Origin of the sequence: Cupriavidus basilensis, assembly GCF_029335485.1 — a bacterium.
Lineage (GTDB): Bacteria > Pseudomonadota > Gammaproteobacteria > Burkholderiales > Burkholderiaceae > Cupriavidus > Cupriavidus basilensis_E.
Genome location: NZ_JARJLM010000446.1, coordinates 14,883 through 40,880 on the forward strand (window position 1 = coordinate 14,883; position 25,998 = coordinate 40,880).

Here is a 25,998-nt window from a genome sequence, read left to right on the forward strand (position 1 = left end):
GCGTTGGTATGGATTGGGAATGGGGGTGCGCCGGGGCGGACGGCGGGCCTCACCGCATGCCGATGCCGCGCGCCATCATGACCGCGCACAGCGGCAGCAGGATCAGCAGGTGCGCCTCGATCATGACCCAGCGGCGGGCGGATTTCAGCTCGGCAGGCACCGGCACGAAATCCGGCAGGCTGCGCGCCTGGCGGCGCCAGCGCTGGATGGCGAAGGTCGGCGGCAGCGAGCACAGGGCGATCACCACGAACACGCCGATCTTGGCGTGGAACCAGGGGTTGTGCAGATAGAACTGCGCGCCCTTGGCGCCGTAGAACAGGCGCAGCAGGCCGGTCGCCAGCACCGCCATGGCCGAGAGGAAGTAGAACAGGTCGTAGACCGACAGCCGCTTGAGCGTGGCCGGCGTGATGCCGGGCCGCAGTACCACGGCCTCGGCGGTCATCAAGGCGATCAGCAGGAAGATGAAAGTGAAGTGCAGGAAAGCCAGCAGGGCGTCGGTCAGCATCCAAACTCCTTTTTCTCTTGTGGTTGGGCATGCGCCGGCTGCCGGCGCGCGCAGGGCAAGGCTCTTTGCTCGATTCTCTACGGCTACGGCTACGGCTACGGCTACGGCTGGTTCGGCTACGGCGGCGGGCGCCTTACAGCACGCCCTTGGCGCGCAGCGCAGCAATCTGCCCGGGCGTGTAGCCCAGCATCTCGCCCAGCACCGCGTCGGTATGCTCGCCCAGCAGCGGCGGGTGGCGCACCGCTTCCGGCGGGGTCGCGCTCATCTTGATCGGGCTGCCCACCAGCTTGACCTCGCCGGCGCTGGGGTGCGGCAGGTCCACGCGCAGGCCGCGCGCCTTGACCTGGGCATCCTCGAAGACGTCGTCCAGCGTGTTGATCGGGCCGCAGGGCACGCCGGCGCTTTCCAGGTCCAGGATCCACTGGGCCCGGCTGCGCGGCCTGACCATCTCGGCCAGCACCGGCACCAGCACGTCGCGGTGCGCCACCCGCTGCGGGTTGGTGGCGAAGCGCGGGTCGTCGGCCAGTTCGGGCTGTCCGCCGGCGCCGACGAACTTGCGGAACTGCCCGTCGTTGCCCACCGCCACGATGATCCAGCCGTCGGCGGCCTGGAAGGTCTGGTAGGGGACGATGTTCGGATGGGCATTGCCCCAGCGCTTGGGCGCCACGCCGCTGGCCAGGTAGTTGGTGTTCATATTGGCCAGCATGGCCACCTGCACGTCGAGCAGGGCCATGTCGATGTACTGGCCGCAGCCGGTACGCTCGCGGTGGGCCAGCGCGGCCAGCACGGCGATGGTGGCGTACTGGCCGGTCATCAGGTCGGAGATGGCCACGCCGGCTTTCTGCGGGCCGCCGCCGGGCAGGTCGTCGCGCTCGCCGGTCAGGCTCATGAAGCCGCCCATGCCCTGCACGATGAAATCGTAGCCTGGACGCGCCGCATAGGGGCCGGTCTGGCCGAAGCCGGTCACCGAGCAGTAGATCAGGTCGGGCTTGACCGCCTTGAGCGAGTCGTAGTCCAGGCCGTATTTCTTCAGTTGGCCGACCTTGTAGTTCTCCAGCACCACATCGCTCTGGGCGGCCAGCGCGCGCACCAGTTCCTGGCCCTCGGGCGTGCTGATGTCGCAGGTTACCGAGCGCTTGTTGCGGTTGGCGGCCAGGTAGTAGGCGGCCTCCGCGGTATCGCGGCCGTCGGCGTCCTGCAGCCAGGGCGGGCCCCAGGTGCGGGTATCGTCGCCGGCGCCGGGGCGCTCGATCTTGATCACGTCGGCGCCGAAGTCGGCAAGGTTCTGGGCGCACCAGGGCCCGGCGAGAACGCGGGTCAGGTCGAGGACGCGGAGGTGGCTTAAAGCTCCCATGGGGTGTCAGGCGGATCCGGCAAGGGTGGGCAAGGGACGGCCGGGCGGCCCCGCCGTCTGTTCAGGGTGGCGGCTTGCAGGGCAATCGGGCGCTGGTGCGAGAACAGGCCCTGGGGCGTCCGGCTGGGACAGCCTGCACTTTACCACCGGCGGGCCGCCGGGAGCACATCGGCAGCCGCCCGGATCGCCTGGCGCCGGCCGGGCGGGGCGAATCCCCGGCGGCGCGCCGCGCAGGCAGGCTTCCCCGTATAATCAATGGTTTGCAAATCCATCCTGACCGACAGCGCCCTGCCATGCCGCGGGACGCCCTTGCCCAGAACATGAAAGTCTCCGACATCCGCAGCAAGTTCCTGCAGTACTTCGAATCGAAGGGCCACACCGTGGTCCGCTCGTCCAGCCTGGTGCCGGGGAACGATCCGACGTTGCTGTTCACCAATTCCGGCATGGTGCAGTTCAAGGACGTGTTCCTGGGCACCGACAAGCGCCCATACACCCGCGCGACCTCGTCGCAGCGTTCGGTGCGCGCCGGCGGCAAGCACAACGACCTGGAGAACGTGGGCTATACCGCGCGTCACCACACCTTCTTTGAAATGCTCGGCAACTTCTCGTTTGGCGACTATTTCAAGCGCGAGGCCATCCAGTACGCGTGGGAACTGCTGACCAAGGTCTACCAGCTGCCGGCCGACAAGCTGTGGGTCACGGTGTACGCGGAAGACGACGAAGCCTACGACATCTGGGCCAAGGAAGTCGGCGTGCCGGCCGAGCGCATCGTGCGCATCGGCGACAACAAGGGCGCGCGCTACGCTTCCGACAACTTCTGGCAGATGGCCGACACCGGCCCCTGCGGCCCCTGCTCGGAAATCTTCTACGACCACGGCCCGGAAGTGTGGGGCGGCCCGCCGGGATCTCCCGACGAAGACGGCGACCGCTACATCGAGATCTGGAACCTGGTGTTCATGCAGTTCAACCGGGACGATCAAGGCAATATGCCGCGCCTGCCCAAGCCCTGCGTCGATACCGGCATGGGCCTGGAACGGATCGCCGCGGTGCTGCAGCACGTGCACAGCAACTATGAGATCGACCTGTTCCAGGCACTGATCAAGGCCGCTGCGCGCGAGACCCATACCGACAACCTCAACCAGAATTCGCTCAAGGTCATCGCCGACCACATCCGCGCCTGCGCCTTCCTGATCGTCGACGGCGTGATCCCCGGCAACGAAGGCCGCGGCTACGTGCTGCGCCGGATCGTCCGCCGCGCCATCCGCCATGGCTACAAGCTGGGCCAGAAGACGCCGTTCTTCCACAAGCTGGTGGCCGACCTGGTGGCGCAGATGGGCGAAGCCTATCCGGAGCTGGCCGAAGCCGAGTCGCGCGTGGTGGAAGTGCTCAAGGTGGAGGAAGAGCGCTTCTTCGAGACCATCGAGAACGGCATGTCGATCCTCGATGCGGCGCTGGCCGGGCTGAAGCTCAAGGGCGGCAAGGTGTTCGACGGCGAACTCGCTTTCAAGCTGCACGACACCTTCGGCTTCCCGCTCGACCTGACGCAGGACGTGTGCCGCGAACAGGAAATCACCGTCGACGAGGCTGCCTTCGACGCCGCCATGAACCGCCAGCGCGAGCAGGCCCGTGCCGCCGGCAAGTTCAAGATGGCCGCGGGCCTGGAGTACAAGGGCGACAAGACCGCCTTCCACGGCTACGAGAAGCTGGCCGTCGATGGCGCAAAGATCACGGCACTCTATGTGGACGGCGCCGCCGTCGACGCCATGCAGCCGGGCCAGACCGGTGTGGTGGTGCTCGACAACACGCCGTTCTACGCCGAGTCCGGCGGCCAGGCCGGCGACCAGGGCGAACTGCAGGGCGGCAGCGCCGTCTTCACCGTGGCCGACACCACCAAGGTGCAGGCCGACGTGTTCGGCCACCAGGGCACCCTGGCGGGCGGCGCGCTCAAGGTCGGCGACAGCGTCACCGCGCAGGTCGACGCGCAGCGCCGCGCGCGCACCGTGCGCAACCACTCGGCCACCCACCTGATGCACAAGGCCTTGCGCGAAGTGCTGGGCAGCCACGTGCAGCAGAAGGGCTCGCTGGTGGATGCCGACAAGACCCGCTTCGACTTCTCGCACAATGCGCCGCTGACCGACGAGCAGATCCGCCGCGTTGAGGAAATCGTCAACGCCGAGATCCTGCAGAACGCGGCCACCGGCGCCGAGATCATGCCTTTTGACGACGCTGTCAAGAGCGGTGCCATGGCGCTGTTCGGCGAAAAGTACGCCGACGACGTGCGTGTGCTGTCGATCGGCAGTTCCAAGGAACTGTGCGGCGGCACCCACGTGACCCGCACCGGCGATATCGGCGTGTTCAAGATCGTGGTGGAAGGCGGCGTGGCGGCGGGCATCCGCCGCGTCGAGGCCATCACCGGCGACAACGCGCTGCATTACCTCCAGGCGCTGGATGCCAGGCTGAACGAAGCCGCCGCCGCGCTCAAGGCGCAGCCGTCCGAACTGGTGCCGCGTATCGGCCAGGTGCAGGAGCAGGTGCGGGCGCTGGAGAAGGAGCTGGAACGCCTCAAGAGCAAGCTGGCCGCCTCGCAGGGCGACGAGCTGGCGGCGCAGGCCATCGACGTGAAGGGCATCAAGGTGCTGGCCGCCCAGCTCGACGGCGCCGACGTCAAGACGCTGCGCGAGACCATGGACAAGCTCAAGGACAAGCTGGGCACCGCGGCCATCGTGCTGGGCGCCGTGGCCGACGGCAAGGTCAGCCTGATTGCTGGCGTGACCGCCGATGCCACAGCCAGGGTCAAGGCCGGCGAACTGGTCAACTTTGTCGCCCAGCAGGTCGGCGGCAAGGGCGGCGGCCGTCCGGACATGGCGCAGGCTGGCGGCACCGAGCCGGCCAATCTGCCGAAGGCGCTGGCGGGCGTTGGCGAGTGGGTGGCAGGCAAGGTCTGAGGTAAATCTCGGGCACTGGACGAAGCCGGCAGGATGCGCCAGAGCCGTTTGCAATGACGACGGCTGTCGCTCCCTCTCGCGGGAGTGACAGCCGGGACTTTCAGTCCCCCCACAGTATCAAAAAGGCGCTCCGGCGCCTTTTTTCACGTCTGCCCGCGGCTCAGCTTTCCCACCAGCGTCAAGATATCGATCGGCAGCGGAAACACGATGGTCGAACTCTTGTCGCCCGCGATCTGGGTCAGCGTCTGCAGGTAGCGCAACTGCATCGCCTGCGGCTCCCTGGCCAGCATCTGCGCCGCTTCCAGCAGCTTTTCCGACGCCTGCAATTCCCCTTCCGCATGGATCACCTTGGCGCGCCGCTCGCGTTCGGCCTCGGCCTGGCGCGCAATCGCGCGGATCATGGTCTCGTTGAGGTCGACGTGCTTGATTTCCACGTTGGAGACCTTGATGCCCCAGCTGTCGGTCTGGGCGTCCAGCGCCTTCTGGATGTCGATATTGAGCTGCTCGCGCTCGGCCAGCATCTCGTCGAGTTCATGCTTGCCCAGCACCGAGCGCAGCGTGGTCTGCGCCAGCTGGCTGGTGGCCTCGAGGAAATTCGCCACCTGGATGATGGCGCGCTCCGGGTCGATCACGCGGAAGTACACCACGGCGTTCACCTTGACCGACACGTTGTCGCGCGAGATCACATCCTGCGGCGGCACGTCCATCACCACGGTGCGCAGGTCCACGCGCACCATCTGCTGCACCGCCGGGATCAGGATCACCAGCCCCGGCCCCTTCACCTTCCAGAAGCGTCCCAGCATGAACACCACGCCTCGCTCGTACTCGCGCAGCACGCGGATGGAGGAAACGATGAGCAGGGCAATGATGAAGACCAGGCCGCCCGCGCTGAATCCGAATGCCATGATCATGCTCCTTGGGTGGATGATTGAATTGGGACCGTGTCGGCAGCGCGCACCTCCAGCAGCAGGCCGTGGCGCCCGATCACCAGCACACGCTGGCCTTGCGTCAGCGGCAGGGCACTGTGCACGCGCCAGCGTTCGCCGCGTATTTCGGCCCAGCCATCGTCCCGGAGGTCCTCCAGCACCACGCCGGGCGTGCCGATCATCGCATCGCCGCCACTGATCGACGGCATGCGCCGCGCGCGCCAGAGCAGCGTCCAGACGGCAAACAGGAAGACTGCGCTCGCCAGCGCCAGGCTGCCGATCAGCCACAGCGGAATGCCGAAGCCGGGCACATCCGTGTCGATCAGCATCACTGCGCCGAAGATAAAGGCGATGATGCCGCCCACGCCAAGCGCGCCGAAGGTCGGCAGGTACAGTTCGGCCACCATGCAGCCGATGCCCAGTGCGATCAGCCCCAGTCCGGCGTAGCTGACCGGCAGCATATGCAGCGCGAACAGCGCCAGCAGCAGGCAGATCGCGCCACCGACGCCGGGCACCACCATGCCCGGCGTGGAGAATTCGAAGATCAGGCCATAGATGCCGGCCATCATCAGGATCAGCGCCACGCTGGGATCCGTGATGACCGCCAGGAAGCGGTCGCGCCAGTCCGGCTCCTGCACCTGCACCGGTGCCTGCGCGGTGCGCAGCACGCGCTGCACGCCGGCCGCCTGGACCCGGCGCCCGTCAAGGGCGCGCAGCAGGGCGGGCAGGTCGGGCGCCTCCAGGTCGGCCACATGCTGCGCCACGGCCTCGTCCGCCGACAGGCTGACCGCCTCGCGCACCGCACGCTCGCCCCACTCGGCGTTGCGACCGCGCAGTTGCGCCAGGCCGCGGATATAAGCCGAGGCGTCGTGCATCTGCTTGCGCTCCATGGTGTCCTGCGGGGGGGCGCCGGCGGGCGCCGAGGCCGGCACCGCTTCCGGCTTTTGCGGCCCGCCGATGCCGATCTGTACCGGGCTGGCGGCGCCGAGGTTGGTGCCGGGCGCCATCGCCGCGATATGGCTGGCATAGAGGATGTAGGTGCCGGCACTGGCGGCGCGCGCGCCGCCCGGGTAGACATAGCTGGCCACCGGTATCTCCGATGCCAGGATGGCCTGGATGATCTCGCGCATCGACAGGTCCAGGCCGCCCGGCGTGTCCATTTCCAGCACGATCAATTGCGCGCCGGCTTCGCGCGCGTGCGTCATGCCGCGCAGGATGAAGTTGGCGCTGGCGGGGCTGACCGCTCCCTTGAGGGGGATCACGACCACGGGGGCCGTGGCGCTGGCGGTGGCGACCGGCGCGGCGGCCACGGCGGCAGTGGTTGCCGCTGCCGCCAGGCCGGGGATGGCGCCGCTCGCGCCGTAGGGCGCACTTGCCTGCGCATTGGCCGGGGCGGACGGCGTGGCCACCGTGGCGGCCACGGCCAGACAGAGGCCGGCGGCAAGCCATCGCAGGAGCATCGGGGCATACTTCATGGCAGTGACGCCGGCACGAGGGGTGCAAACGCGGCGCCACTTCCAGTGTAGGCGAACGGGCACATCCTGCCGGGCACATCCCAGGCGATCGACTCAGGCCGCAGCGGCGAGACCGGGCCGCGGCGCACGCAATGTATCGACGAGCGCGCGCAGCGCGGTATTGGCCATGGCGGGGTGCCAGGCCAGCAGGGTGTCGACCTTGCCTGCCGCGCCCAGCGCGTGAAGACTGATCCTGGGCAGGTCGCGGTACAGGCCAAGCACCGAACGCGGCACGATGGCCACGCCGATGCCGGCGGCCGCGCAGGCAATGATGGCGTGATAGGAGCCCAGTTCCAGCACCCGGCGTGGCGGGCTGTCGCCGCCGGCAAGCCAGCTTTCCAGCCGCATGCGGTAATTGCAGCCCGGCTCGAAGGCCAGCATGGTGCGGGTTTCCAGGTCGGCCGGTGCGTGGATGGGCGCGTGATGCTCGCGCGCCACCAGCACCAGTTCCTCCTGGAAGACCGGCAGCGATGCCAGCGCAGGATCGTCCAGCGGCTCGGCCACAAAGGCGCAGTCCACCTCGAAGCGCGCCAGCGCCTGCAGGGCCTGGCGCGTGGGGCAGGTCACCAGTTCGAGCTGCACCTCCGGCCAGGCCTGATGATAGGCGGCCAGCAAGGCAGGCAGGCGGCTGGCCGCCGTGCTTTCCATCGAGGCGATGCGCAGGCGCCCCTGCGGCTTGGCCGGGAGCACGGCCTGGCGCGCTTCCTCGGCCAGGTCGAGCACGCGCCGGGCATAGTCGAACAGGGTCTGTCCCGCCGGCGTCAGGACCATGCGCTTGCCGTCGCGCAGGAACAGCTCGACGCCGAGCGAGCGCTCCAGTTGCCGGATACGGGTGGTGACGTTGGATTGCACGCGGTGCAGGCGGGCCGCGGCGCGGGTGACGCCGCCCTCCTCGACCACGGAGCGGAAGATTTCCAGGGAAGCCAGGTCCATTGCGATCGCCTTGAAGCCTTGAGGGGGTAGTTGCCGGATGCCGACCGAAACCGGAATCGAAACCTGCGGCGGGCATTGCCGGCACAAGCCAATCATCTCGTGCCGAGATGATTGCGATCTCAATTATTCATTTTTCGGTTCAGGGATCCGAGCGTAGCATGCCGCTATGACTTCGACACGCTCACCGGCGCTCCCGCGCCGTCCCGTCCCTTCCCCCCCTTCGCTCCGGGCGGTCGCCTAGATGGGCGGCGCGGACCACCAGCCCGGCGGCGCCAGCGCCGCGGCGCGGACGCAGCCCGGGGCCTGGGCCGTGGCCCTGGCGGGCCTGGTCGCGCTGGGCGTGGCGATGGGCATCGGCCGCTTCGCCTTTACGCCGCTGCTGCCCATGATGCTGCATGACGGCGCCGTCACGCTGGGCGAGGGCGGCTGGCTGGCTACGCTGAACTACCTGGGTTACTTTGCCGGCGCTGCCGCCTGCCTGTTCATGCATCCCGATCCGGCTCGCATGGTCAGGTATGGCCTGGCGGCCACCGTACTGTTGACGCTTGGCATGGCGGCGCCCGGCGGCATGGCCGCCTGGGGCTTGTGGCGCGCGGCGGCCGGCGTGGCCAGCGCGCTGACCATGGTCTACACCACCGCCTGGTGCATGCACAGGCTTGCCGAGCTTGGCCGGGCGCCGCTGGGCGGCCTGATCTTCTGCGGGCCTGGCATCGGCATCGTGGTCACCGGCGTGTCCGCCTTCGCCATGGTAGGCGCGGGCTGGCGCGCGAGCTGGGGCTGGCTGGCCTTCGGCGCGCTGGCGGTGGCGCTGGTCGGCATGGTCTGGCAAGTGTTCCGGCCGGCATCCCGCGGCGCCCGCCATGAGGGTCCCGCCGCGCCGGCCCGGGCGGCCCCGCGCCTGGACCGCGAAACGTGGCTGCTGACGCTGGCCTATGGCCTGGCGGGCTTCGGCTACATCATCACCGCCACCTTCCTGCCGGTGATCGCGCGCCAGGCCATGCCGGGCTCGCTGTGGGCGGACCTGTTCTGGCCCATCTTCGGCGCGGGCGTGACCATCGGCGCTTTCGCGGCATCGAAAGTGAGCACCGGGCGCGACAATCGCCGCCTGCTGGCGTTCACCTACGCCATGCAGGCGATCGGCGTGGCCATCGCGGTGGTCTGGCCCACGGTCGCGGGCTTCGCGCTCAGCAGCCTGCTGGCCGGGCTGCCCTTCAATGCCCTGGTGGCATTTGCCATGCGCGAGGCGCGGCGCCTGTGGGGTGGCCAGGCACAGCGGCTGATGGGCCTGATGACCGCCAGCTACGGCCTTGGCCAGATCGTCGGGCCGCCGCTGGCCACGGCGCTGGTGGCCCGCAGCGGCGGCTTCGCCGCTTCGCTTTGCTGCGCCGTCGCGGCCCTGCTGCTGGGCGGGGCGATCTTCGCGTGGATGGGGCGTGCCGGGCCCGCCCCGGCACCGGCCCGAGAGACGCCGGCGGCCTGACGCCGCCCGCTGGCTTGCGCTACAGTATCGCCTTCGCCGTCCCCGCTCCGGTTGGCAAAACCGGCGCATGACAGGGCGCGGCGCAGGAGCCGATTCATGTCCTTTGCCTTGCAGCCCACCCGCGCGGCGGGCATCTCCCAGCCAGTCAAAGCAGCCGAGCTGCGCATGCGCGCCGACCTGGCGGCGGCCTATCGGCTGTGTGCCCTGCAAGGCTGGGACGACCTGATCTACACGCACATCTCGGCAGCCGTGCCTGGCGAGCCGGATCATTTCCTGATCAATCCCTTCGGCTTTGCCTTCGACGAGATCCGCGCCAGCGACCTGGTCAAGATCAACGGCCGCGGTGAGGTGGTGGGCGATAGCGCGCATCCGGTCAATGTCACCGGTTTCGCCCTGCATGGCGCGGTGCATGCCGCACGCCCCGATGCGGTGTGCGTGATGCACCTGCACAACAGTGCCGGCGTGTCGGTGTCGGCCCAGGCCTGCGGCCTGCTGGCGCTGTCGCAGCATGCCCTGCGCTTTTACGGCCGGCTGGCCTATCACGACTATGAGGGCCTGGCCTTCACGCCCGCCGAGGGTGCGCGGCTGACCGCATCGCTCGGGCAGCATCCCGCCATGCTGCTGCGCAACCATGGCACGCTGACGGTGGGCCGGACCGTGGCCGAGGCTTACGTGCTGATGGCGACCCTGGTCAAGGCCTGCGAGATCCAGCTGGGTGCGCAGGCCGGCGGGCAGGTGGTGCAGCCGCCACCGGCGCTGGCGATACGCGCCTCCGAGCAGCTATACGACGGCGGCGCGCTGGAGGGCGAGATGGAGTGGCCATCGCTGTTGCGCAAACTCGATAGAATCGATGCTTCGTATCGCGATTGAGGCAGCGGCTTCACGCCGGTGTCCGCCCCGCTACCCCTGAACCGCAAGCGCCGGCCCGGAGGCCGGGCGCTCGCCGCATTCTCAAAACAGCCGGACCACCAGGCAACAGGAGCCAGACCATGCCGACTTACCATGTAGAACTCTTCGAAGGCCGAACCATCGAGCAAAAGCGCAAGCTGGTCGAGGAAGTCACCCGCGTCACCTGCGAAACGCTGGGCTGTTCAGCCTCGGCCGTCGACATCATCATCACCGATATCAAGCGCGAGAACTGGGCCACCGCCGGCGAACTGTGGGCTGACAAGAAGTAAGCCAGGCGCGACGCCAATCCGCCACGGGCCGGAGACCATCAGCCTCAATGCCCGCGGCACCTGCCTCGCCACCCGCAACGGATTCCCCCATGCAGCATTTCGCCTCCGACAACTACGCCGGCTTCTGCCCGGAATCGCTCAGGTATTTCCTCGAAGCCAACGGCAGCGGCCACGAGCAGGCCTACGGCGACGATTCGTGGACGCAGAAGGTCTGCGACCGCATCCGCGACCTGTTCCAGACCGATTGCGAAGTGTTCTTCGTCTTCAACGGCACCGCCGCCAATTCGCTGGCGCTATCGGCGCTGTGCCAGTCCTACCATTCGGTGATCTGCCACGAGCTGGCGCATATCGAAACCGACGAGTGCGGCGGCCCGGAGTTCTTCTCCAACGGCTCCAAGCTGCTGACCGCTCCCGGTGCCAACGGCAAGCTGACGCCCGACGCGGTCGAAGCGCTGGTGACGCGCCGCTCCGATATCCACTATCCCAAGCCCAAGGTGGTGTCGTTGACCCAATCGACCGAGGTCGGTACCGTCTATACGGTCGAGGAAGTCCGCGCCATCGCCGGCATCGCCAAGCGCCGCCAGTTGCGCGTGCATATGGACGGCGCGCGCTTTGCCAATGCCGTGGCGTCGCTGGGTGTGCATCCGTCCGAGATCACCTGGCGCGCCGGAGTCGACGTGCTGTGTTTCGGCGGCACCAAGAACGGCCTGCCGGTGGGCGAGGCGGTGGTGTTCTTCGACCGCAAGCTGGCCGAGGACTTCGCCTATCGCGTCAAGCAGGCCGGGCAGCTGGCTTCCAAGATGCGCTTTATCTCGGCGCCGTGGCTGGGCCTGCTGGAGAACGACGTCTGGCTGGGCAACGCCCGCCACGCCAACGCCATGGCGCGCTTGCTGCACGACCGCATCGCCGCCATTCCCGGCGTGCGCATCATGTTCCCGACCGAGTCCAACGCGGTCTTCGCCGAGTTGCCGTTGCCGGCCATCGAAGCCCTGCGTGCCAAGGGCTGGCGCTTCTATACCTTTATCGGTGCCGGTGGCTGCCGCTTCATGTGCGCGTGGGACCTGCAGCCTGAAACCGTCGAGGCGCTGGCTGCCGACATGCGCATTGCCTGCGGCGCCTGTGCACCGTCCGGCCCGGCAGCCGCACAAGGCTGAAGCGCCCCGACGCTACCAGCTACCACGCCGCAAAACCACAATAACAGGAGCCCCCCGCATGTCCGTCTACCGATACTGTCCGCAATGCGGCTCGCCGCTGGAGGTGCTGCCGCATGCCGGCCGCGAGCGCGATGCCTGCATCCAGCCAGAATGCGGTTTCGTTCACTGGAATAACCCGCTGCCGGTGCTGGCTGCCGTGGTGGAGTACGAAGGCAAGCTGCTGCTGGCGCGCAATGCCGCATGGCCGGAAAAAATGTTTGCGCTGGTGACCGGTTTCCTGGAACGCGACGAAACGCCGGAGCATGGCGTGGCGCGCGAACTGAAGGAGGAGACCAACCTTGACGCCCAGTCCGTATCGCTGATCGGCGTCTATGAGTTCATGCGCAAGAACGAGTTGATCATCGCCTACCATGTGCAAGCCAGCGGCACCGTCTCGCTGTCCGAGGAACTGGCCGACTACAAACTGGTGGCGCCCGAGGATATGCGGATCTGGTCGGCGGGCACGGGCTTCGCGGTGGCCGACTGGCTTGCCTCGCGTAGCTATCCGGTGCGCTTCTTCGATCGCCAGACCGGGGAGGATATCCCCGACCCGCGCCAGCGCGATGCTTCGCTACAATACCGCTCATAGACAGCGGCGACGCGATAATGCGATAGAGGCAGGCACGGTTGCCGTGACGCATGCGGCATGGCAGGCCCTGAACGCCCAGAACCAAGGAAGAGAGGAATGGAGTTCCAGAAAGAAGTGGATGCGCGTGGCCTGAACTGCCCGCTGCCGATCCTGCGTACCAAGAAGGCGCTGGCCGACATGGCCAGCGGCGATGTGCTCAAGGTGCTCGCCACCGATCCGGGCGCCACGCGCGATTTTCAGGCATTTGCCAAGCAGACCGGCAACGAGCTGCTGTCGCACCAGGAAGTCGACAAGGTGTTTGTGTTCTACATGCGCCGGCGCTAGGCGCGCCAGCAAGGTCGATTGCCCATGAAAAACGGCGCCCGCGGGCGCCGTTTTTCATGGCCGTGCATCGCCGGCGGTGCTTCAGGTGTTCATGCCTTCAGCCGCGCGCGCGCAGGTAGGCGCTGAACTCGTCCATTACCTCGGGGTGCTTGAGCGCAAACTCCACGGTCGCCTTCAGGTAGCCCAGCTTGCTGCCGCAATCGTAGCGAACGCCATTGTAGCGATAGGCCAGCACCTGTTCCTGGCTGAGCAGGGACTGGATTGCGTCGGTGAGCTGGAACTCGCCGCCCGCGCCCGGCTTGAGGTTGCGGATGTGGTCGAAGATGCGCGGGGTCAGGATGTAGCGGCCAACCACGCCCAGGTTGGAGGGGGCGTTCTCGGGCGCGGGCTTCTCGACAATGTCCGACACCTTGATCACGCCTTCGTCCCATTCGCGGCCAGCCACCACGCCATAGGAGCGGCTCTGTTCCGGCGCGATTTCTTCGACGCCCAGCACCGAGCAGTGGTAGTGGCCGTACATATCCACCATCTGCTTCATCACCGGGGGAACGCCGTCGAGCAAGTCGTCGGCCAGCATCACGGCGAACGGCGCGTCGCCAACCAGCTTCTCCGCGCAGAGTACCGCATGGCCGAGGCCGAGCGCCTCGGGCTGGCGCACGTAGAAGCACTCCACGTGCGACGGCTTGATCGAGCGCACGAGCGAGAGCAGGGCCTGTTTGTTCTTGGCCTCGAGCTCGGCTTCGAGCTCATAGGCCTTGTCGAAGTGATCTTCGATGGCGCGCTTGGAGCGGCCGGTCACGAAGATCATCTCGGTGATGCCAGCGGCCATGGCTTCTTCCACGGCGTACTGGATCAGGGGTTTGTCGACCACCGGCAGCATTTCCTTCGGGCTTGCCTTGGTGGCCGGCAGAAAGCGGGTGCCGAGACCGGCTACCGGGAAGACAGCCTTGGTGACACGGGTTTCCATATCAGGTTTCCTTATCATTACGGTGTGGGCATCCCTGCTGGTGACGCAAAGCTCATGCGGGCAGACGCTGCAGTTGATCCTGCAGCTTGCCCAGCGTCTGTTCGAAATCCGACAGACGCTGGGTTTCCTGCGCGACGACGGCGGGCGGTGCCTTGGCGACAAAGCTCTCATTGGAGAGCTTGCCGCGGCACTTGCCGATTTCGGCGCTGATACGCTCTATTTCCTTGGACAGGCGCACGCGTTCCGCCGCCACGTCGATTTCGATCTTCAGCAACAGGTGGTTGGCGCCGACGATGGCGACGGGTGCGCCAGCACCTTCGGCCATCAGGGCATTCTCATCTTCGAACACCTTGACCTCCGAAAGTTTCGCCAGCGCCTGCACATAGGCCTGGGCCGAGGTCAGGAAGGCGCTGTCGCCCTGCGCATAGAGCGGAATGCGCTGGGCGGGCGAAATATTCATTTCCCCGCGCAGGTTGCGGCAGGCGTCGACCACGGCCTTGAGCTGCGCGGTCCATTGCTCCGCGGCCTCGTCGATCTTGGCCACGGCAGGCAGCGGATAGGCTTGCAGCGCAAGCGTCTCGCTGCCGTCGCCGCTGGCGCGCCCGGCGAGCGGCGCCACTTTCTGCCACAGCTCTTCGGTGATGAAGGGGATGACCGGGTGGGCCAGGCGCAGTACCGTTTCCAGCACACGCAGCAGCGTGCGGCGGGTGGCGCGCTGCTGTGCGGGCGTGCCGTTCTGGATCTGGACCTTGGCCAGTTCCAGGTACCAGTCGCAGTATTCGTCCCAAACGAACTTATAAATAGCGCTGGCGATATTGTCGAAACGGTACTCGGCGAAGCCCTTCTCCACCTCGGCTTCGACGCGCTGCAGCAGCGACACGATCCAGCGGTCCGGCTGCGAGAAGTGCAGGTAGCCGTCGGGGCCGCAGTCATTGCTGCACGGGCCCATGCCGCAGTCGTGGCCCTCGGTGTTCATCAGCACGAAGCGCGTGGCGTTCCACAGCTTGTTGCAGAAGTTGCGATAGCCTTCGCAGCGGCCGGTGTCGAAGTTGATGTTGCGGCCCAGCGTGGCCAGCGAGGCGAAGGTGAAGCGCAGCGCATCGGCGCCAAACGCGGGAATGCCTTCGGGGAATTCCTTCTTGGTCTTCTTCTCGATCTTGGGCGCGTCCTTGGGGCGGCGCAGGCCGGTGGTGCGCTTCCTGAGCAGCGGCTCGAGCTCGATGCCGTCGATCAGGTCGACCGGGTCCAGGGTGTTGCCCTCGGACTTGCTCATCTTCTTGCCTTCGGAATCGCGCACCAGGCCGTGCACATACACGGTGTGGAACGGCACCTTGCCGGTGAAGTGCTTGGTCATCATGACCATGCGCGCCACCCAGAAGAAGATGATGTCGTAGCCGGTAACCAGTGCCGACGAGGGCAGGAAATGTTGCAATTCCGGCGTTTCTGCCGGCCAGCCGAGCGAGGAGAAGGGCACCAGTGCAGACGAGAACCAGGTGTCGAGCACGTCGTCCTCGCGGCGCAGCGCGCCGGTGCTGCCGGCTGCACGCGCCTGCGCCAGGGCGTCTTCCTCGGTGCGGGCGACGAAGCACTTGCCGGCCTCGTCGTACCAGGCCGGGATCTGGTGGCCCCACCACAGCTGGCGCGAGATGCACCAGTCCTGGATGTTCTCCAGCCACTGGTTGTAGGTGCTGTTCCAGTTTTCCGGGATCAGCTTGATCTCGCCGCTCCGCACGGCGTCCAGCGCCACTTCGGCGATCGAGCGGCCCGGGTTGAAGGTGCCTTCCGGCGCCGGCTTGCTCATGGCGACGAACCACTGGTCGGTCAGCATCGGCTCGATGGCGCTGCCGGTGCGCTCGCTGCGCGGGGTCATCAGCTTGTGCTTCTTGACCTCGGCCAGCAGGCCCTGGGCTTCGAGATCGGCGACGATGCGGGTGCGCGCCTCGAAGCGGTCCAGGCCGGCGTAGGCGGCGGGCGCATCGGCGACGATCTTCGCGTCGAGGGTCAGGATCGACAGCTGCGGCAGCTTGTGGCGCTGGCCTACCGCATAATCGTTGAAGTCGTGGGCCGGGGTCACCTTGACCACGCCGGTGCCGAATTCGCGGTCGACGTAGTCGTCGGCGATCACCGGGATATCGCGGCCGGTCAGCGGCAGGTGCACGGACTTGCCGATCAGGTGCGCATAGCGTTCATCTTCCGGGTGCACCATCACGGCCACGTCGCCCAGCATGGTTTCGGGGCGGGTGGTGGCCACCGTCAGGTGGGTCAGGCCATGCGCGGCGTCGGGCTCGGCCAGCGGATAGCGGATGTGCCACATCGACCCTTCTTCCTCGACGTTCTCCACCTCCAGGTCGGACACCGCGGTGCCCAGCACGGGATCCCAGTTGACCAGGCGCTTGCCGCGGTAGATCAGGCCCTGCTCAAACAGGCGCACGAACACTTCCGTGACCGCCTTGGACATTTCCGGCGACATCGTGAAGTATTCGTGGCTCCAGTCGATCGAAGCACCCATGCGGCGGATCTGGCGCGTGATGGTCGAGCCGGACTCTTCCTTCCAGGCCCAGACCTTCTCGGTAAACTTCTCGCGGCCCAGTTCATGGCGCGACACGCCCTGCGCTTCCAGCTGGCGTTCCACCACGATCTGGGTGGCGATGCCGGCGTGGTCGGTGCCCGGTACCCACAGGGTGTTGGCGCCGCTCATGCGGGCATGGCGGGCCAGCCCATCCATGATGGTCTGGTTGAAAGCATGGCCCATGTGCAGCGTGCCGGTCACATTGGGCGGCGGCAGCTGGATGCAGAAGTCCGGGCGCTCCGGATCGAGGGTCGGCTTCGCGATGCCGCGCTTCTCCCACTCTGGGCCCCACTTGGCCTCAATGGCGGCGGGTTCGAAGCTCTTGGCAAGGGACTGGTCTTGGGCGGTCATGCTCGGATGTCGATGATTACGTCGGATTCTGCGGGCCAGGCGGGCAGGGGCAACGCGCCGGGAAAACGTCAAATTATAGGGGAGGCGGCTGGAGGGTGCGCGATTTCGGCCCGTAGCCGGCCTGGCGATGCCATTTTGCCGCGGCTTTGCGCCGATCCGGATCCCGCCGGGGGAAGGTGGCGCTTTCCGCTTTGTGCGGTTTCTGCGACATCGGGCGGCGCGCCGGGTGGCTCGGTGGGCACGGGGAGGGGCATGGCGCGGTGGAGGGGGGCTGCCCGGTATAATTCGGGGCACTCCACAAGGCCCACCCGATGTCCGACCTGCTTGCCAATCTCAACGCTGAACAACTTGCCGCCGTCACTTTGCCTGACGAGCCGGCGCTGATCCTGGCTGGCGCGGGCAGCGGCAAGACGCGCGTGCTGACCACCCGCATCGCGTGGCTGATCCAGAACGGACGGGTCTCGCCGGCCGGCCTGCTGGCGGTGACCTTCACCAACAAGGCGGCCAAGGAGATGATGACGCGGCTGACCTCGATGCTGCCCATCAACACGCGCGGCATGTGGATCGGCACCTTCCACGGCCTGTGCAACCGCATGCTGCGCGCCCACTACCGCGACGCCGGCCTGCCGCAGACCTTCGCCATCCTCGACAGCCAGGACCAGCTCTCCGCGCTCAAGCGCCTGCTCAAGTCGCTCAATGTCGACGACGAGAAGTACCCGGCCAAGAACCTGCAGTACTTCATCAATAACGCGAAGGAACAGGGCCTGCGGCCGGCCGACGTGGAGGCCAACGACGACTTCAACCGCCGTTTCGTCGACCTCTATGCCGCCTACGACGTGCAGTGCCAGCGCGAAGGCGTGGTGGATTTCGCCGAACTGCTGCTGCGCTGCTACGAACTGCTGCGCTACAACGACGCCATCCGCCAGCACTACCAGCACCGCTTCCGCCATGTGCTGGTGGACGAGTTCCAGGACACCAACGTGCTGCAGTACCAGTGGCTCAAGCTGCTGGCGGGCTTTGGCACGCAGAACCCGGCGGCGGTGTTCGCGGTGGGCGACGACGACCAGAGCATCTACGCGTTCCGCGGCGCCAATGTCGGCAATATGCGCGATTTCGAGCACGAGTTCCGCGTGCGCCACATGATCAAACTGGAGCAGAACTACCGCTCGCACGGCCACATCCTGGATTCGGCCAACCACCTGATCGCCCACAACGCGCGCCGCCTGGGCAAGAACCTGCGCACCGACGCCGGGCATGGCGAGCCGGTGCGGGTGTTCCAGGCCGGCTCCGATGGCCAGGAGGCCTCCTGGCTGGTGGAGGAGATCCGCGACCTGATCGCGCAGGGCATGAGCCGCTCGGAGATCGCCATCCTCTATCGCAGCAACGCGCAGTCGCGGGTGATCGAGCACGCGCTGTTCTCGTCGGGCATCGCCTACCGCGTCTACGGCGGCCTGCGCTTCTTCGAGCGCGCCGAAGTCAAGCACGCGCTGGCTTACCTGCAGCTGCTGGAAAACCCCCGCAACGACGCCGCCTTTGGCCGCGTGGTGAATTTCCCCACGCGCGGCATCGGCGCGCGCTCGCTGGAGGCGCTGCAGGATGCGGCGCGGCAGTACGACTGTTCGCTGGCCGAGGCGGTGGCCTATGTGCCTGGCAAGGCCGGCAGTTCGCTGGGCGCCTTTGTGCGGCTGATCGAGCAGATGCGCGCCGAGACGCGCCGCATGACCTTGCCGGAAACGGTCGAATACGTGACCAATACCAGCGGCCTGATCACCCACTACCGCGGCGAGAAGGAAGGCCAGGACCGCATCGAGAACCTGCAGGAACTGGTGACCGCGGCGCAGGCGTTCGTGATGGAAGAAGGCTTCGGCCTGGATGCGCTGGCGAGCGCGATTCCGGTCGGGCGCGATGGCGCGCAAGCCGTGCCGGCGCTGGCCGACGGCGACCAGGCCCAGCAGGTGCTGGATCCCGAGGCGCTGCCGGTGGTGATGACGCCGCTGGTGGCCTTCCTCACCCACGCTTCGCTGGAAGCCGGCGACAACCAGGCGCAGGCCGGCCAGGACGCGGTGCAGATGATGACCGTGCACGCCGCCAAGGGCCTGGAGTTCAACGCGGTCTTCATCACCGGGCTGGAGGAAGGGCTGTTCCCGCACGAGAACAGCGCCATGGAGGCCGACGGGCTGGAGGAGGAGCGCCGCCTGATGTACGTGGCGATCACGCGGGCGCGCGAGCGGCTGTACCTGTCGTTCGCCCAGAGCCGCGTGCTGCACGGCCAGATGCGCTACCACGTGCGCTCGCGCTTCTTCGAGGAACTGCCCGAGACCTCGCTCAAGTGGCTGCAGCCGCCGGCGCAAGCCTACGGCGGCTCCCCGCGCCGCCAGCAGAATGAGAGCGGTTGGGGCCGCGACTGGTTCAAGAAGCCGGAAGACGTGCCGTATTCCGGTACCAAGCCCACCGGCGGCATGGACACCGGCAACGGCTATGCCGACGCCAAGCGCCAGGCCGGCTCGGGCCTGCGCATCGGCCAGAACGTATTCCACAACAAGTTTGGCGAAGGCGTGATCACCGCGCTCGAAGGCGAGGGCGCGGATGCCCGCGCCAACATCAAGTTCAAGCGCCACGGCGCCAAGTGGCTGGCACTGGCCGTGGCCAAGCTGGATCCGATCGACTGAGCTGCGGGAGCGGGGCAAAGCTCGGGATCCGAGCCGCGCCCCGGGCATTGCTGCAATGGGCGCATCGCGCCTGTTGTGCCACAGCCGTCCCGAAGGGGGAAGAAATCGTAGCGAGCCGCCCGGGACCGCGCAGCAGACTTATTCACGCCATCAGTCAACCTGGATGTTGCCGTCCTTGATGACCTTGGCCCACTCGCTCGTCTGGGCCTGGATGAACTTCGCCGCCTCCGCCGGCGTACCGGCCACGATTTCCCCGCCAAGGCTGGTCACCCGCTCCCGGTTCTCGGGCAGGTTGATGACCTTGCGGATCGCTTCCGACAGGCGCTTGACGATATCCGGCGGCGTGCCGGCCGGCAGGAACACGCCATTCCATTCGTAGACCTCATAGCGCGGCACGCCTGCCTCGGCCAGCGTTGGCGTATCCGGCAGGATGGGCGTGCGCTTCGCGCCGGTCACCGCGAGCGCGCGCAGCTTGCCGGCGCGCACATGCTGCAGGCCGGAGGCCGTATTGGCGAAGAAGACCGGCACCTGGCCGGCAATCACGTCCGCCATGGCGGGGCCGCCCCCTTTGTACGGCACGTGCAGCAGATCCAGCTTCATGCGCTGGGCGAACAGCGCGCCTGCCAGGTGCTGGGCAGAGCCGTTGCCCGATGACGCGTAGGCGATGCCGCCGGGCTTGGCGCGTGCCATGGCGATCAGTTCCTGCACGGATCTGGCTGGGAACTGCGGGTTCACGACCAGCATATTGGGATAGGGCGCCAGTACCGAGACCGGGATGAAGGACTTGACCGGGTCGTACGGCAGTTTCTTGTAGAGCGAGGGATTGGAGGCGAACGAGGCGGCGTCGAGCAGCACCGTGTAGCCATCCGGGGCCGACTTGGCAACCAGGTCCGTACCGATCTGGCCACCCGCGCCGGGCCGATTGTCGACCACGATGGTCTGGCCCAGTTCCTGGCCCAGGCGTGGCGAGATCATGCGGGCCATGGTGTCGGCGCCGCCGCCCGGTGCATAGGTGACCACCAGGCGGATGGGTTTGGCGGCGGGCCAGGCCTCGGCGTGGGCCAGCCCGCTGCTGCCGGCGGCGAGCCAGCACAGGGCGGTGGCGCAAAGTCGGACGGGGAATCGCATGGGTCTCCTCGGGAGTATTGTCGGTACGGTTGACGCGCCGGCTGTCGCCGTTGGCGCGCTGCCTGGGGGTCAGCGCACTTCGGCGCGATAGTGGAAATCGTCGGCGTTGCCGAGCGTCTGGCGGAACTCGACGCGCCGGCCCGCGAGATCGAAGGCGACGCGGTTCACCGCCAGCGCCGGATGGCCTTCCGGCAATCCCAGTTGCGTGGCTTCGCGCGCGCCCAGCCGGGCAAAGCGCAGGTCGTCGATCGCGCGGCTGACCGTGATGCCGTAGCGCTCGGCGTACATCGGGTAGAGCAGGGGGGCGAACTCGGCCGGTTTGAGCGTGGCCAGTTCGCTGAACAGTGCTGCCGGCAGCCAGATGGTCTCCAGCAGCCGGACCTTGCCTTCCCAGCCGCGCTGGCGCAGCAGGCGAAGCACCGGCGTGCCCGCCGCCAGCCCGAGCTGCGCGGCAATCTCCGCCGGCGCGGCCAGCGTGCGCAGCGACACGATGCGCGACTCCGGAATCTCCGAGCCGGCATCGCCAAAGCGGAAAAAACGCGCCATGGTGGCCCCCGTCAGCGCACCGCGGACAAAGGTGCCGCGGCCATGCACGCGTTCGAGCAGCCCCTGGTCCACCAGCGCCTGGATGGCCGCGCGCATGGTGCCGAGCGCCACCCCATAGTGTTCCGCCAGCGCGCTCTCCGCGGCAATGGCCGTGCCGGATGCCCATTCGCCGGCGAGGATGCGGCCCTTGAGCGCGGTGGCGATGCGCGCCCAGCGCGGCGCGGCAAGGCTGGCGGGCGAGTCGTCGGGATGGGTGTCGGCCGCGGCGGGCAGGGCGGAACGATTCGGCATGCGTGTCTCCATGATGCATCCCGGCGCGGCGGTTGCGCCATGTCGACGGGAGCTCTAGTCATCTATAGGACTAGAGCATAGAATGGTGGTTGCGGGATGTCAATCGACCCGTGTGTTGCCGCCCGGCACCTTTCGTCTTGTCCGCCCACCCAGAACCAGCATGTTCCAGATCGATACGCACTTCCACGTGTTTTCCGCGCAGGCGCCCGCCGTGGGCGGCGCCCGCTACCGGCCCGCCTACGGCGCCAGCCTGGCGCAGTGGCAAGCCCTCTCCGGGGTGCATGGCGTGCGCGCGGGCGTGGTGGTGCAGCCGAGTTTCTTTGGCACCGACAACAGCGAGCTGGAAGCGGCGCTGGCAACGTCCTGCGCGCTGCGCGGGGTGTGCGTGCTCGGCCCGGAAGCATCGGCCGGCGAACTGGCGCGGCTGCATGGCATCGGCGTGCGCGGCCTGCGCTGGAATATGGTGGGGCGGCAGGACGACCCGGCATGGCGCGATGCGCGCTGGCCGGTGCTGCTGGAGGCGGCCCACGCGCTGGGCTGGCACCTGGAGCTGCATACCGAGCCGGGCCGGCTGGCCGAACTGCGGGAATGGCTGCCGCCGGTGCCGATCGCGCTGGTGCTGGACCACTTCGGCAAGCCCGCGGGCGGCGCGCAAGGCGATGCGCGGATGCTGGCTTGCGCGCGGCACTGGCGCGAGCAGCGCGAGGTCTATGTCAAGCTGAGCGCGCCGTACCGCGTGGGGGCCGGCCTGGCAGGCGTGGTAGCGGACTGGCTCCACTGCCTGGGCGAACAGGCCTTGCTATGGGGGTCGGACTGGCCATGGACCAATCACGAGGCACAGGCCAGCTATGCCGGTCTGCAGCGCGGGGTATGGGACTGGCTGGGGCCGTCGCGCGAGGCGCCGGACCGCAACGCGGCCCGGCTGTTCGGCATGCCTGCCATGCCCTGAGCGGCCGGGCGGGCCGGGTCAGGCGGCGTAGTCGGTCTTGCCGCCGGATTCCTCCGGGACCACGTTGAAGCAGCCGCGGTAGGTGGCGTAGAAGGAGCAATACATGATCGCCAGCATCAGGAGCGAATACGGCGTGACCAGGAAGGACAGGATGCCTTCCGCGCCCAGGGCGCCGAACACCGCCTCGAGCACGAAGGGGATTGCCACCAGCAGCACGGCGAACACCACGGCGTAGGCGAAGAACGCGCCGCGGTTGCGCCAGCAGGCGGTCCAGCTGAAGAACAGCGCCTTGATCGGCGGCACGTCGTGCCAGGCAGTCAGCAGCGGGGCAAACCAGAACAGCATGGCGATCGGCGTGTACAGCGCGGCGCCGACCATCAGCGCGAAGTAGAGCTGGCGCACCGATTCGGCCGAGGGCGCTTCCTCCTTGAGCAGGATCGGCACCAGCGTGCTGATATCCACCAGGCTGCCGGCGATCAGGCTCAGCACGAATACCAGCCCGGCATAGATGCCGCCCAGCACCAGCAGGTTGCGGCTCGCCTGCTTGCCGTTGCCCCTGAACCCGGCCAGCAGCACCGTGGGCAGCACGCGTTTGTTCTGGATCACCTCGCGGCAGGCGGTCATGATGCCCACCGATAGCCCCGGCGTGACCACCAGCAGCGCGATGATGCCGATCAGCGGCACGAACACCGCCAGCTGCGCGGTGATCAGGTAGATAAACAGCAGCATCAGGAAAGCGAGCGGGTTCTTGCGGAACAGCCAGACACCCTGGCGGAACCAGACATAACCTTCCTTGGCGGAAACTTCCAGTAATTGCATGACGGTCAGGTCCAGGGCACCGCGGCGGCTTCGATGCGCCGGCGCAGGATGCGTTCGAAATGGGTCGGGTCGTGAGGCTGGAGCATGTCGGCCTCGCGCGGCAGGTAAAAGTCCCACAAACGGGAAATCCAGAAACGCAGCGCACCGGCGCGCAGCATGTCGCGCCAGCGCTGCGATTCGATGTCGCCCAGCGGCCTGACCGCATGATAGGCCCGCAGCAGGGCCTGGGCACGGGCATGGTCCAGGGTACCGCTGGCCAGGTCGATGCACCAGTCGTTGACGGTGACCGCCAGGTCGAACAGCCACTTGTCGTTGCCGGCGAAGTAGAAGTCGAAAAAGCCGCCCAGCCTGTAGTGGCCGGCATGATCGTCCTCGAACAGCGCATTGTCGCGAAACAGGTCGCAATGGCAGGGGCCGCCAGGCAGCGCCGCGTAATCGGCGCTGTCGAAGAAGGCGGTCTGGTGGACCAGTTCCTGCTGCAGCAGGGCGCGCTGCCCGGCGTCGAGGAAGGGCAGGATCTCGGCTTCGGTCTGCCACCACCACGGCAGGCTGCGCAGGTTCGGCTGCTGGCGCGGATAGCTCTGGCCGGCCAGGTGCATGCGCGCCAGCATGCCGCCCACTTCCGCGCAATGCTCGGCGCCGGGCGCCAGCTGCGAGCTGCCCGGCAGCCGCGTGACGATGGTCGCCGGCTTGCCCTTGAGGGTCCGCAGGATCTCGCCGTCGCGGCCCGGGACCGGCGCCGGCACGCTGATGCCGTGCGATGCCAGGTGGGCCATCAGGTGCAGGTAGTACGGCAGCTGCTCGAACGTCAGGCGCTCGAAGATGGTCAGCACGTATTCGCGCGTGCTGCCATCCTGCTCCATGGTCAGGAAGAAATTACTGTTCTCGATGCCCGAGGCAATGCCGCGCAGGTCGCGCATTTCGCCCAGGTTGTAATCAAGGAGCCAACTGGCGATCTCGTCCGGCGAGACCGTGGTGAATACGGCCATACTCTTTGCGTGAATCGAAACGGATGGCGGCGGACGCAAAGCTGCGCTCCGCCGCGGCATGGATGCCGGCAGGGCCGGCGCGGCCCCGCCCTGGATCGTCTGGCGGGGTCGGGGGAAATCGGACAACAGGACTCAAAGACCGGGCATGCCGGAGCTCGGAGCCCGGATCTCAGAATTGCAGCACGTTGACCGAAGGCACGCGGTTCATTTCGCGGTCGCGGATCTTCGGGGAGCTGTCCTCCGGCTTGCTCATCTGGTACCTGGTGCCGACACCCGATTTGACCTCGATATCGGTGGCCTGGCCCTTGTTCCGGTATTCGCGGATCTGGGTGCCGTCCGGTTCATCGAGCTTGAAGCTCGGCTCGCGCGGCTTGTTGATCTGGGTCTTGGCAGGCGAGACGATCGGCCGGTTGTTGATCTGGTTCAATTCCTGCTGCGTCAGCGCGCCGCCCGCCTGCTCGGCGTCCTGCTGCGCCATGGCCACGCCGGGGGCGCCAAGCGCCAGCAAGGCTGCCAGCGCCAGCGCGCGTGCGGCGGCTGGGAATGTCTCCGGCTCTTCCGCGCGCGCGGTGGCCTGGAGTGTGGGGGAGATCATCTAAGGCTCCTGTGCAGCGCAGCAGGCCGTGGGCTTGCTGCGCCGCGAATGGCGCTGCAGCCCGGCGACGCCGGGCTTTGGCAGTGTGTCAGGCTTCCATTCTAGCAATTCCTGCCCGCGCCTGGCCGTTGCGGTGACCCGGCGGCCACCTTTGCAGGACCGCACGGCGCCGCATGGGCCCCCGCCGCCAACCCGGCAGGCTGGCACCGGGCGGGAGCCGGATGGCCGGCCCGGGCCCAGCCGGCTTACAGGTAGAACATTTCTTCCTTGGGCGGGATCGGGTTGTCGCCGCCGCGTTGCTCGTAGTACTCATATACCGCTTCGAGCACTTCGTGCGGCTCGTCCACGATCTTCATCAGATCGAGGTCGTGCTCGGCGATCAGTCCCATCGGCAGCAGGGTAAAGCGGAACCAGTCGAGCAAGCCCTTCCAGAAGCGGCTGCCGAACAGCACCACCGGCACCGCCCGGGATTTTCCGGTCTGCACCAGGGTCAGGACCTCGGCCAGTTCGTCGAGCGTGCCGAAGCCGCCGGGCATCACGATGAAGGCGTCCGAGTTCTTGACGAAAGTCACCTTGCGCGTGAAGAAGTGCCGGAAGCGCATGGCGATATCCTGGTAGGGATTGCCTTGCTGCTCGTGCGGAAGCTCGATGTTCAGGCCGACGCTGGCCGACTTGCCGGCATGGGCGCCCTTGTTGGCCGCCTCCATGATGCCGGGGCCGCCGCCCGAGATCACTGCGAAGCCGGCGTCGGAGAACAGGCGGGCGATCTCGATGGTGCGCTGATAGTAGGGGGAATCCTCGCGCAGGCGCGCGCTGCCGTAGATCGATACCGCGGGACGGATCTCGGACAGGTACTCCGTGGCTTCGATGAACTCTGCCATAATCGTGAACATTTGCCACGAGGCGCGCGCTTTCTTTGCGGTTGCGCGGTCTTCATCGGCCAGCGCACGCAGGCTGGGAATCATCTTGCGCGGGTTGGCGCGGATGCCGGCGGCCGGGGCAGTGTCTCCCGGGCCATCGGCAGCGGCGCCGACCGTCACGTTCACGTCCATATCGGCCGCGGGGGCAATCCTGCCTTCGGCGGCCTGCTTGATGGCCGCCGCCGGGTTACCGGCGCCGGCTGCGTCGGAGAGGGGGGCGGCGTTCGCACCGCCTGCGGCGGCACCAGTCAATTTTGAGTCCAT

Annotated in this window: 22 protein-coding genes; 9 read left to right on the plus strand and 13 right to left on the minus strand. The window is 67.4% G+C overall.

Features of this window, described 5'->3' with window-relative positions; translation table 11 throughout:
- Positions 1 to 49: 49 nt before the first annotated feature.
- The gene (locus tag P3W85_RS27025; RefSeq protein WP_276267002.1) at positions 50 to 505 is read right to left on the minus strand and encodes a DUF2214 family protein; all 456 of its coding nucleotides are present in this window, start codon (positions 503 to 505) and stop codon (positions 50 to 52) included.
- A 133-nt stretch (positions 506 to 638) separates the two neighbouring features.
- Positions 639 to 1,859: a CaiB/BaiF CoA transferase family protein gene (locus P3W85_RS27030; protein ID WP_276267003.1), complete on the minus strand. Its 1,221-nt coding sequence runs from the start codon at positions 1,857 to 1,859 to the stop codon at positions 639 to 641.
- Between the two features lie 320 nt (positions 1,860 to 2,179).
- On the opposite strand from P3W85_RS27030, the gene alaS reads away from it, so the two are divergent.
- Positions 2,180 to 4,804 carry an alanine--tRNA ligase gene (alaS, locus tag P3W85_RS27035; RefSeq protein ID WP_276267004.1) on the plus strand — a complete coding sequence of 875 codons (2,625 nt, stop codon included), beginning with the start codon at positions 2,180 to 2,182 and terminating at the stop codon, positions 4,802 to 4,804.
- A 143-nt stretch (positions 4,805 to 4,947) separates the two neighbouring features.
- On the opposite strand, the gene P3W85_RS27040 is transcribed toward alaS, so the two are convergent.
- The 3 genes from P3W85_RS27040 to P3W85_RS27050 form a co-directional block, all read right to left on the minus strand.
- On the minus strand, positions 4,948 to 5,709 hold the full coding sequence (locus P3W85_RS27040) for a slipin family protein (RefSeq protein WP_035813344.1): 762 nt from the start codon (positions 5,707 to 5,709) through the stop codon (positions 4,948 to 4,950).
- Between the two features lie 2 nt (positions 5,710 to 5,711).
- Entirely contained in the window at positions 5,712 to 7,205 is a 1,494-nt protein-coding gene (locus P3W85_RS27045) for an NfeD family protein (protein WP_276267005.1), read from the minus strand.
- Between the two features lie 93 nt (positions 7,206 to 7,298).
- Positions 7,299 to 8,177, minus strand: coding sequence for a LysR family transcriptional regulator (locus tag P3W85_RS27050; RefSeq protein ID WP_276267006.1), 879 nt, complete (start codon positions 8,175 to 8,177; stop codon positions 7,299 to 7,301).
- A gap of 241 nt (positions 8,178 to 8,418) precedes the next feature.
- On the opposite strand from P3W85_RS27050, the gene P3W85_RS27055 reads away from it, so the two are divergent.
- The 6 genes from P3W85_RS27055 to P3W85_RS27080 all read left to right on the plus strand — a co-directional run bounded on the left by P3W85_RS27055 (position 8,419) and on the right by P3W85_RS27080 (position 12,941).
- Positions 8,419 to 9,657: a YbfB/YjiJ family MFS transporter gene (locus P3W85_RS27055; protein WP_276267007.1), complete on the plus strand. Its 1,239-nt coding sequence runs from the start codon at positions 8,419 to 8,421 to the stop codon at positions 9,655 to 9,657.
- A 96-nt stretch (positions 9,658 to 9,753) separates the two neighbouring features.
- Positions 9,754 to 10,527, plus strand: a complete 774-nt coding sequence (locus P3W85_RS27060) for a class II aldolase/adducin family protein (RefSeq protein WP_276267008.1) — start codon at positions 9,754 to 9,756, stop codon at positions 10,525 to 10,527.
- 119 nt (positions 10,528 to 10,646) lie between these two features.
- Entirely contained in the window at positions 10,647 to 10,835 is a 189-nt protein-coding gene (locus P3W85_RS27065) for a 4-oxalocrotonate tautomerase (protein ID WP_017226016.1), read from the plus strand.
- 89 nt (positions 10,836 to 10,924) lie between these two features.
- Positions 10,925 to 11,989, plus strand: a complete 1,065-nt coding sequence (locus P3W85_RS27070; RefSeq protein WP_276267009.1) for a threonine aldolase family protein — start codon at positions 10,925 to 10,927, stop codon at positions 11,987 to 11,989.
- Between the two features lie 58 nt (positions 11,990 to 12,047).
- The gene (locus P3W85_RS27075; protein WP_017226018.1) at positions 12,048 to 12,617 is read left to right on the plus strand and encodes an NUDIX domain-containing protein; all 570 of its coding nucleotides are present in this window, start codon (positions 12,048 to 12,050) and stop codon (positions 12,615 to 12,617) included.
- Positions 12,618 to 12,713: 96 nt separating this feature from the next.
- A complete protein-coding gene (locus P3W85_RS27080; RefSeq protein WP_011297045.1) occupies positions 12,714 to 12,941 on the plus strand; it encodes a sulfurtransferase TusA family protein in 228 nt (75 codons plus the stop codon).
- A 97-nt stretch (positions 12,942 to 13,038) separates the two neighbouring features.
- Here P3W85_RS27080 and galU read toward each other — a convergent pair whose 3' ends face one another.
- Positions 13,039 to 13,908 carry a UTP--glucose-1-phosphate uridylyltransferase GalU gene (gene galU, locus P3W85_RS27085; protein WP_017226019.1) on the minus strand — a complete coding sequence of 290 codons (870 nt, stop codon included), beginning with the start codon at positions 13,906 to 13,908 and terminating at the stop codon, positions 13,039 to 13,041.
- A gap of 52 nt (positions 13,909 to 13,960) precedes the next feature.
- Positions 13,961 to 16,828 (minus strand): valine--tRNA ligase, encoded by a 2,868-nt coding sequence (locus P3W85_RS27090; RefSeq protein ID WP_276267010.1) that lies wholly within the window; start codon positions 16,826 to 16,828, stop codon positions 13,961 to 13,963.
- Positions 16,829 to 17,139: 311 nt separating this feature from the next.
- On the opposite strand from P3W85_RS27090, the gene P3W85_RS27095 reads away from it, so the two are divergent.
- On the plus strand, positions 17,140 to 19,497 hold the full coding sequence (locus P3W85_RS27095; RefSeq protein WP_017226021.1) for a UvrD-helicase domain-containing protein: 2,358 nt from the start codon (positions 17,140 to 17,142) through the stop codon (positions 19,495 to 19,497).
- A gap of 150 nt (positions 19,498 to 19,647) precedes the next feature.
- On the opposite strand, the gene P3W85_RS27100 is transcribed toward P3W85_RS27095, so the two are convergent.
- Entirely contained in the window at positions 19,648 to 20,625 is a 978-nt protein-coding gene (locus P3W85_RS27100; RefSeq protein WP_276267011.1) for a tripartite tricarboxylate transporter substrate binding protein, read from the minus strand.
- Between the two features lie 69 nt (positions 20,626 to 20,694).
- Positions 20,695 to 21,462 (minus strand): GntR family transcriptional regulator, encoded by a 768-nt coding sequence (locus P3W85_RS27105; protein WP_276267012.1) that lies wholly within the window; start codon positions 21,460 to 21,462, stop codon positions 20,695 to 20,697.
- Between the two features lie 160 nt (positions 21,463 to 21,622).
- Between P3W85_RS27105 and P3W85_RS27110 the strand changes: the two genes are divergently transcribed.
- Positions 21,623 to 22,411 (plus strand): amidohydrolase family protein, encoded by a 789-nt coding sequence (locus P3W85_RS27110; RefSeq protein WP_276267013.1) that lies wholly within the window; start codon positions 21,623 to 21,625, stop codon positions 22,409 to 22,411.
- Between the two features lie 18 nt (positions 22,412 to 22,429).
- Here P3W85_RS27110 and P3W85_RS27115 read toward each other — a convergent pair whose 3' ends face one another.
- From P3W85_RS27115 to P3W85_RS27130, 4 genes are all read right to left on the minus strand, one after another.
- Complete coding sequence (locus P3W85_RS27115; protein WP_276267014.1) at positions 22,430 to 23,230, minus strand: BPSS1780 family membrane protein; 801 nt, start codon at positions 23,228 to 23,230, stop codon at positions 22,430 to 22,432.
- A 5-nt stretch (positions 23,231 to 23,235) separates the two neighbouring features.
- Positions 23,236 to 24,219, minus strand: coding sequence for a homoserine kinase (locus P3W85_RS27120; RefSeq protein WP_276267015.1), 984 nt, complete (start codon positions 24,217 to 24,219; stop codon positions 23,236 to 23,238).
- A 169-nt stretch (positions 24,220 to 24,388) separates the two neighbouring features.
- Positions 24,389 to 24,814, minus strand: a complete 426-nt coding sequence (locus P3W85_RS27125) for a hypothetical protein (RefSeq protein ID WP_276267016.1) — start codon at positions 24,812 to 24,814, stop codon at positions 24,389 to 24,391.
- Between the two features lie 245 nt (positions 24,815 to 25,059).
- Positions 25,060 to 25,998, minus strand: coding sequence for a TIGR00730 family Rossman fold protein (locus P3W85_RS27130; RefSeq protein WP_276267017.1), 939 nt, complete (start codon positions 25,996 to 25,998; stop codon positions 25,060 to 25,062).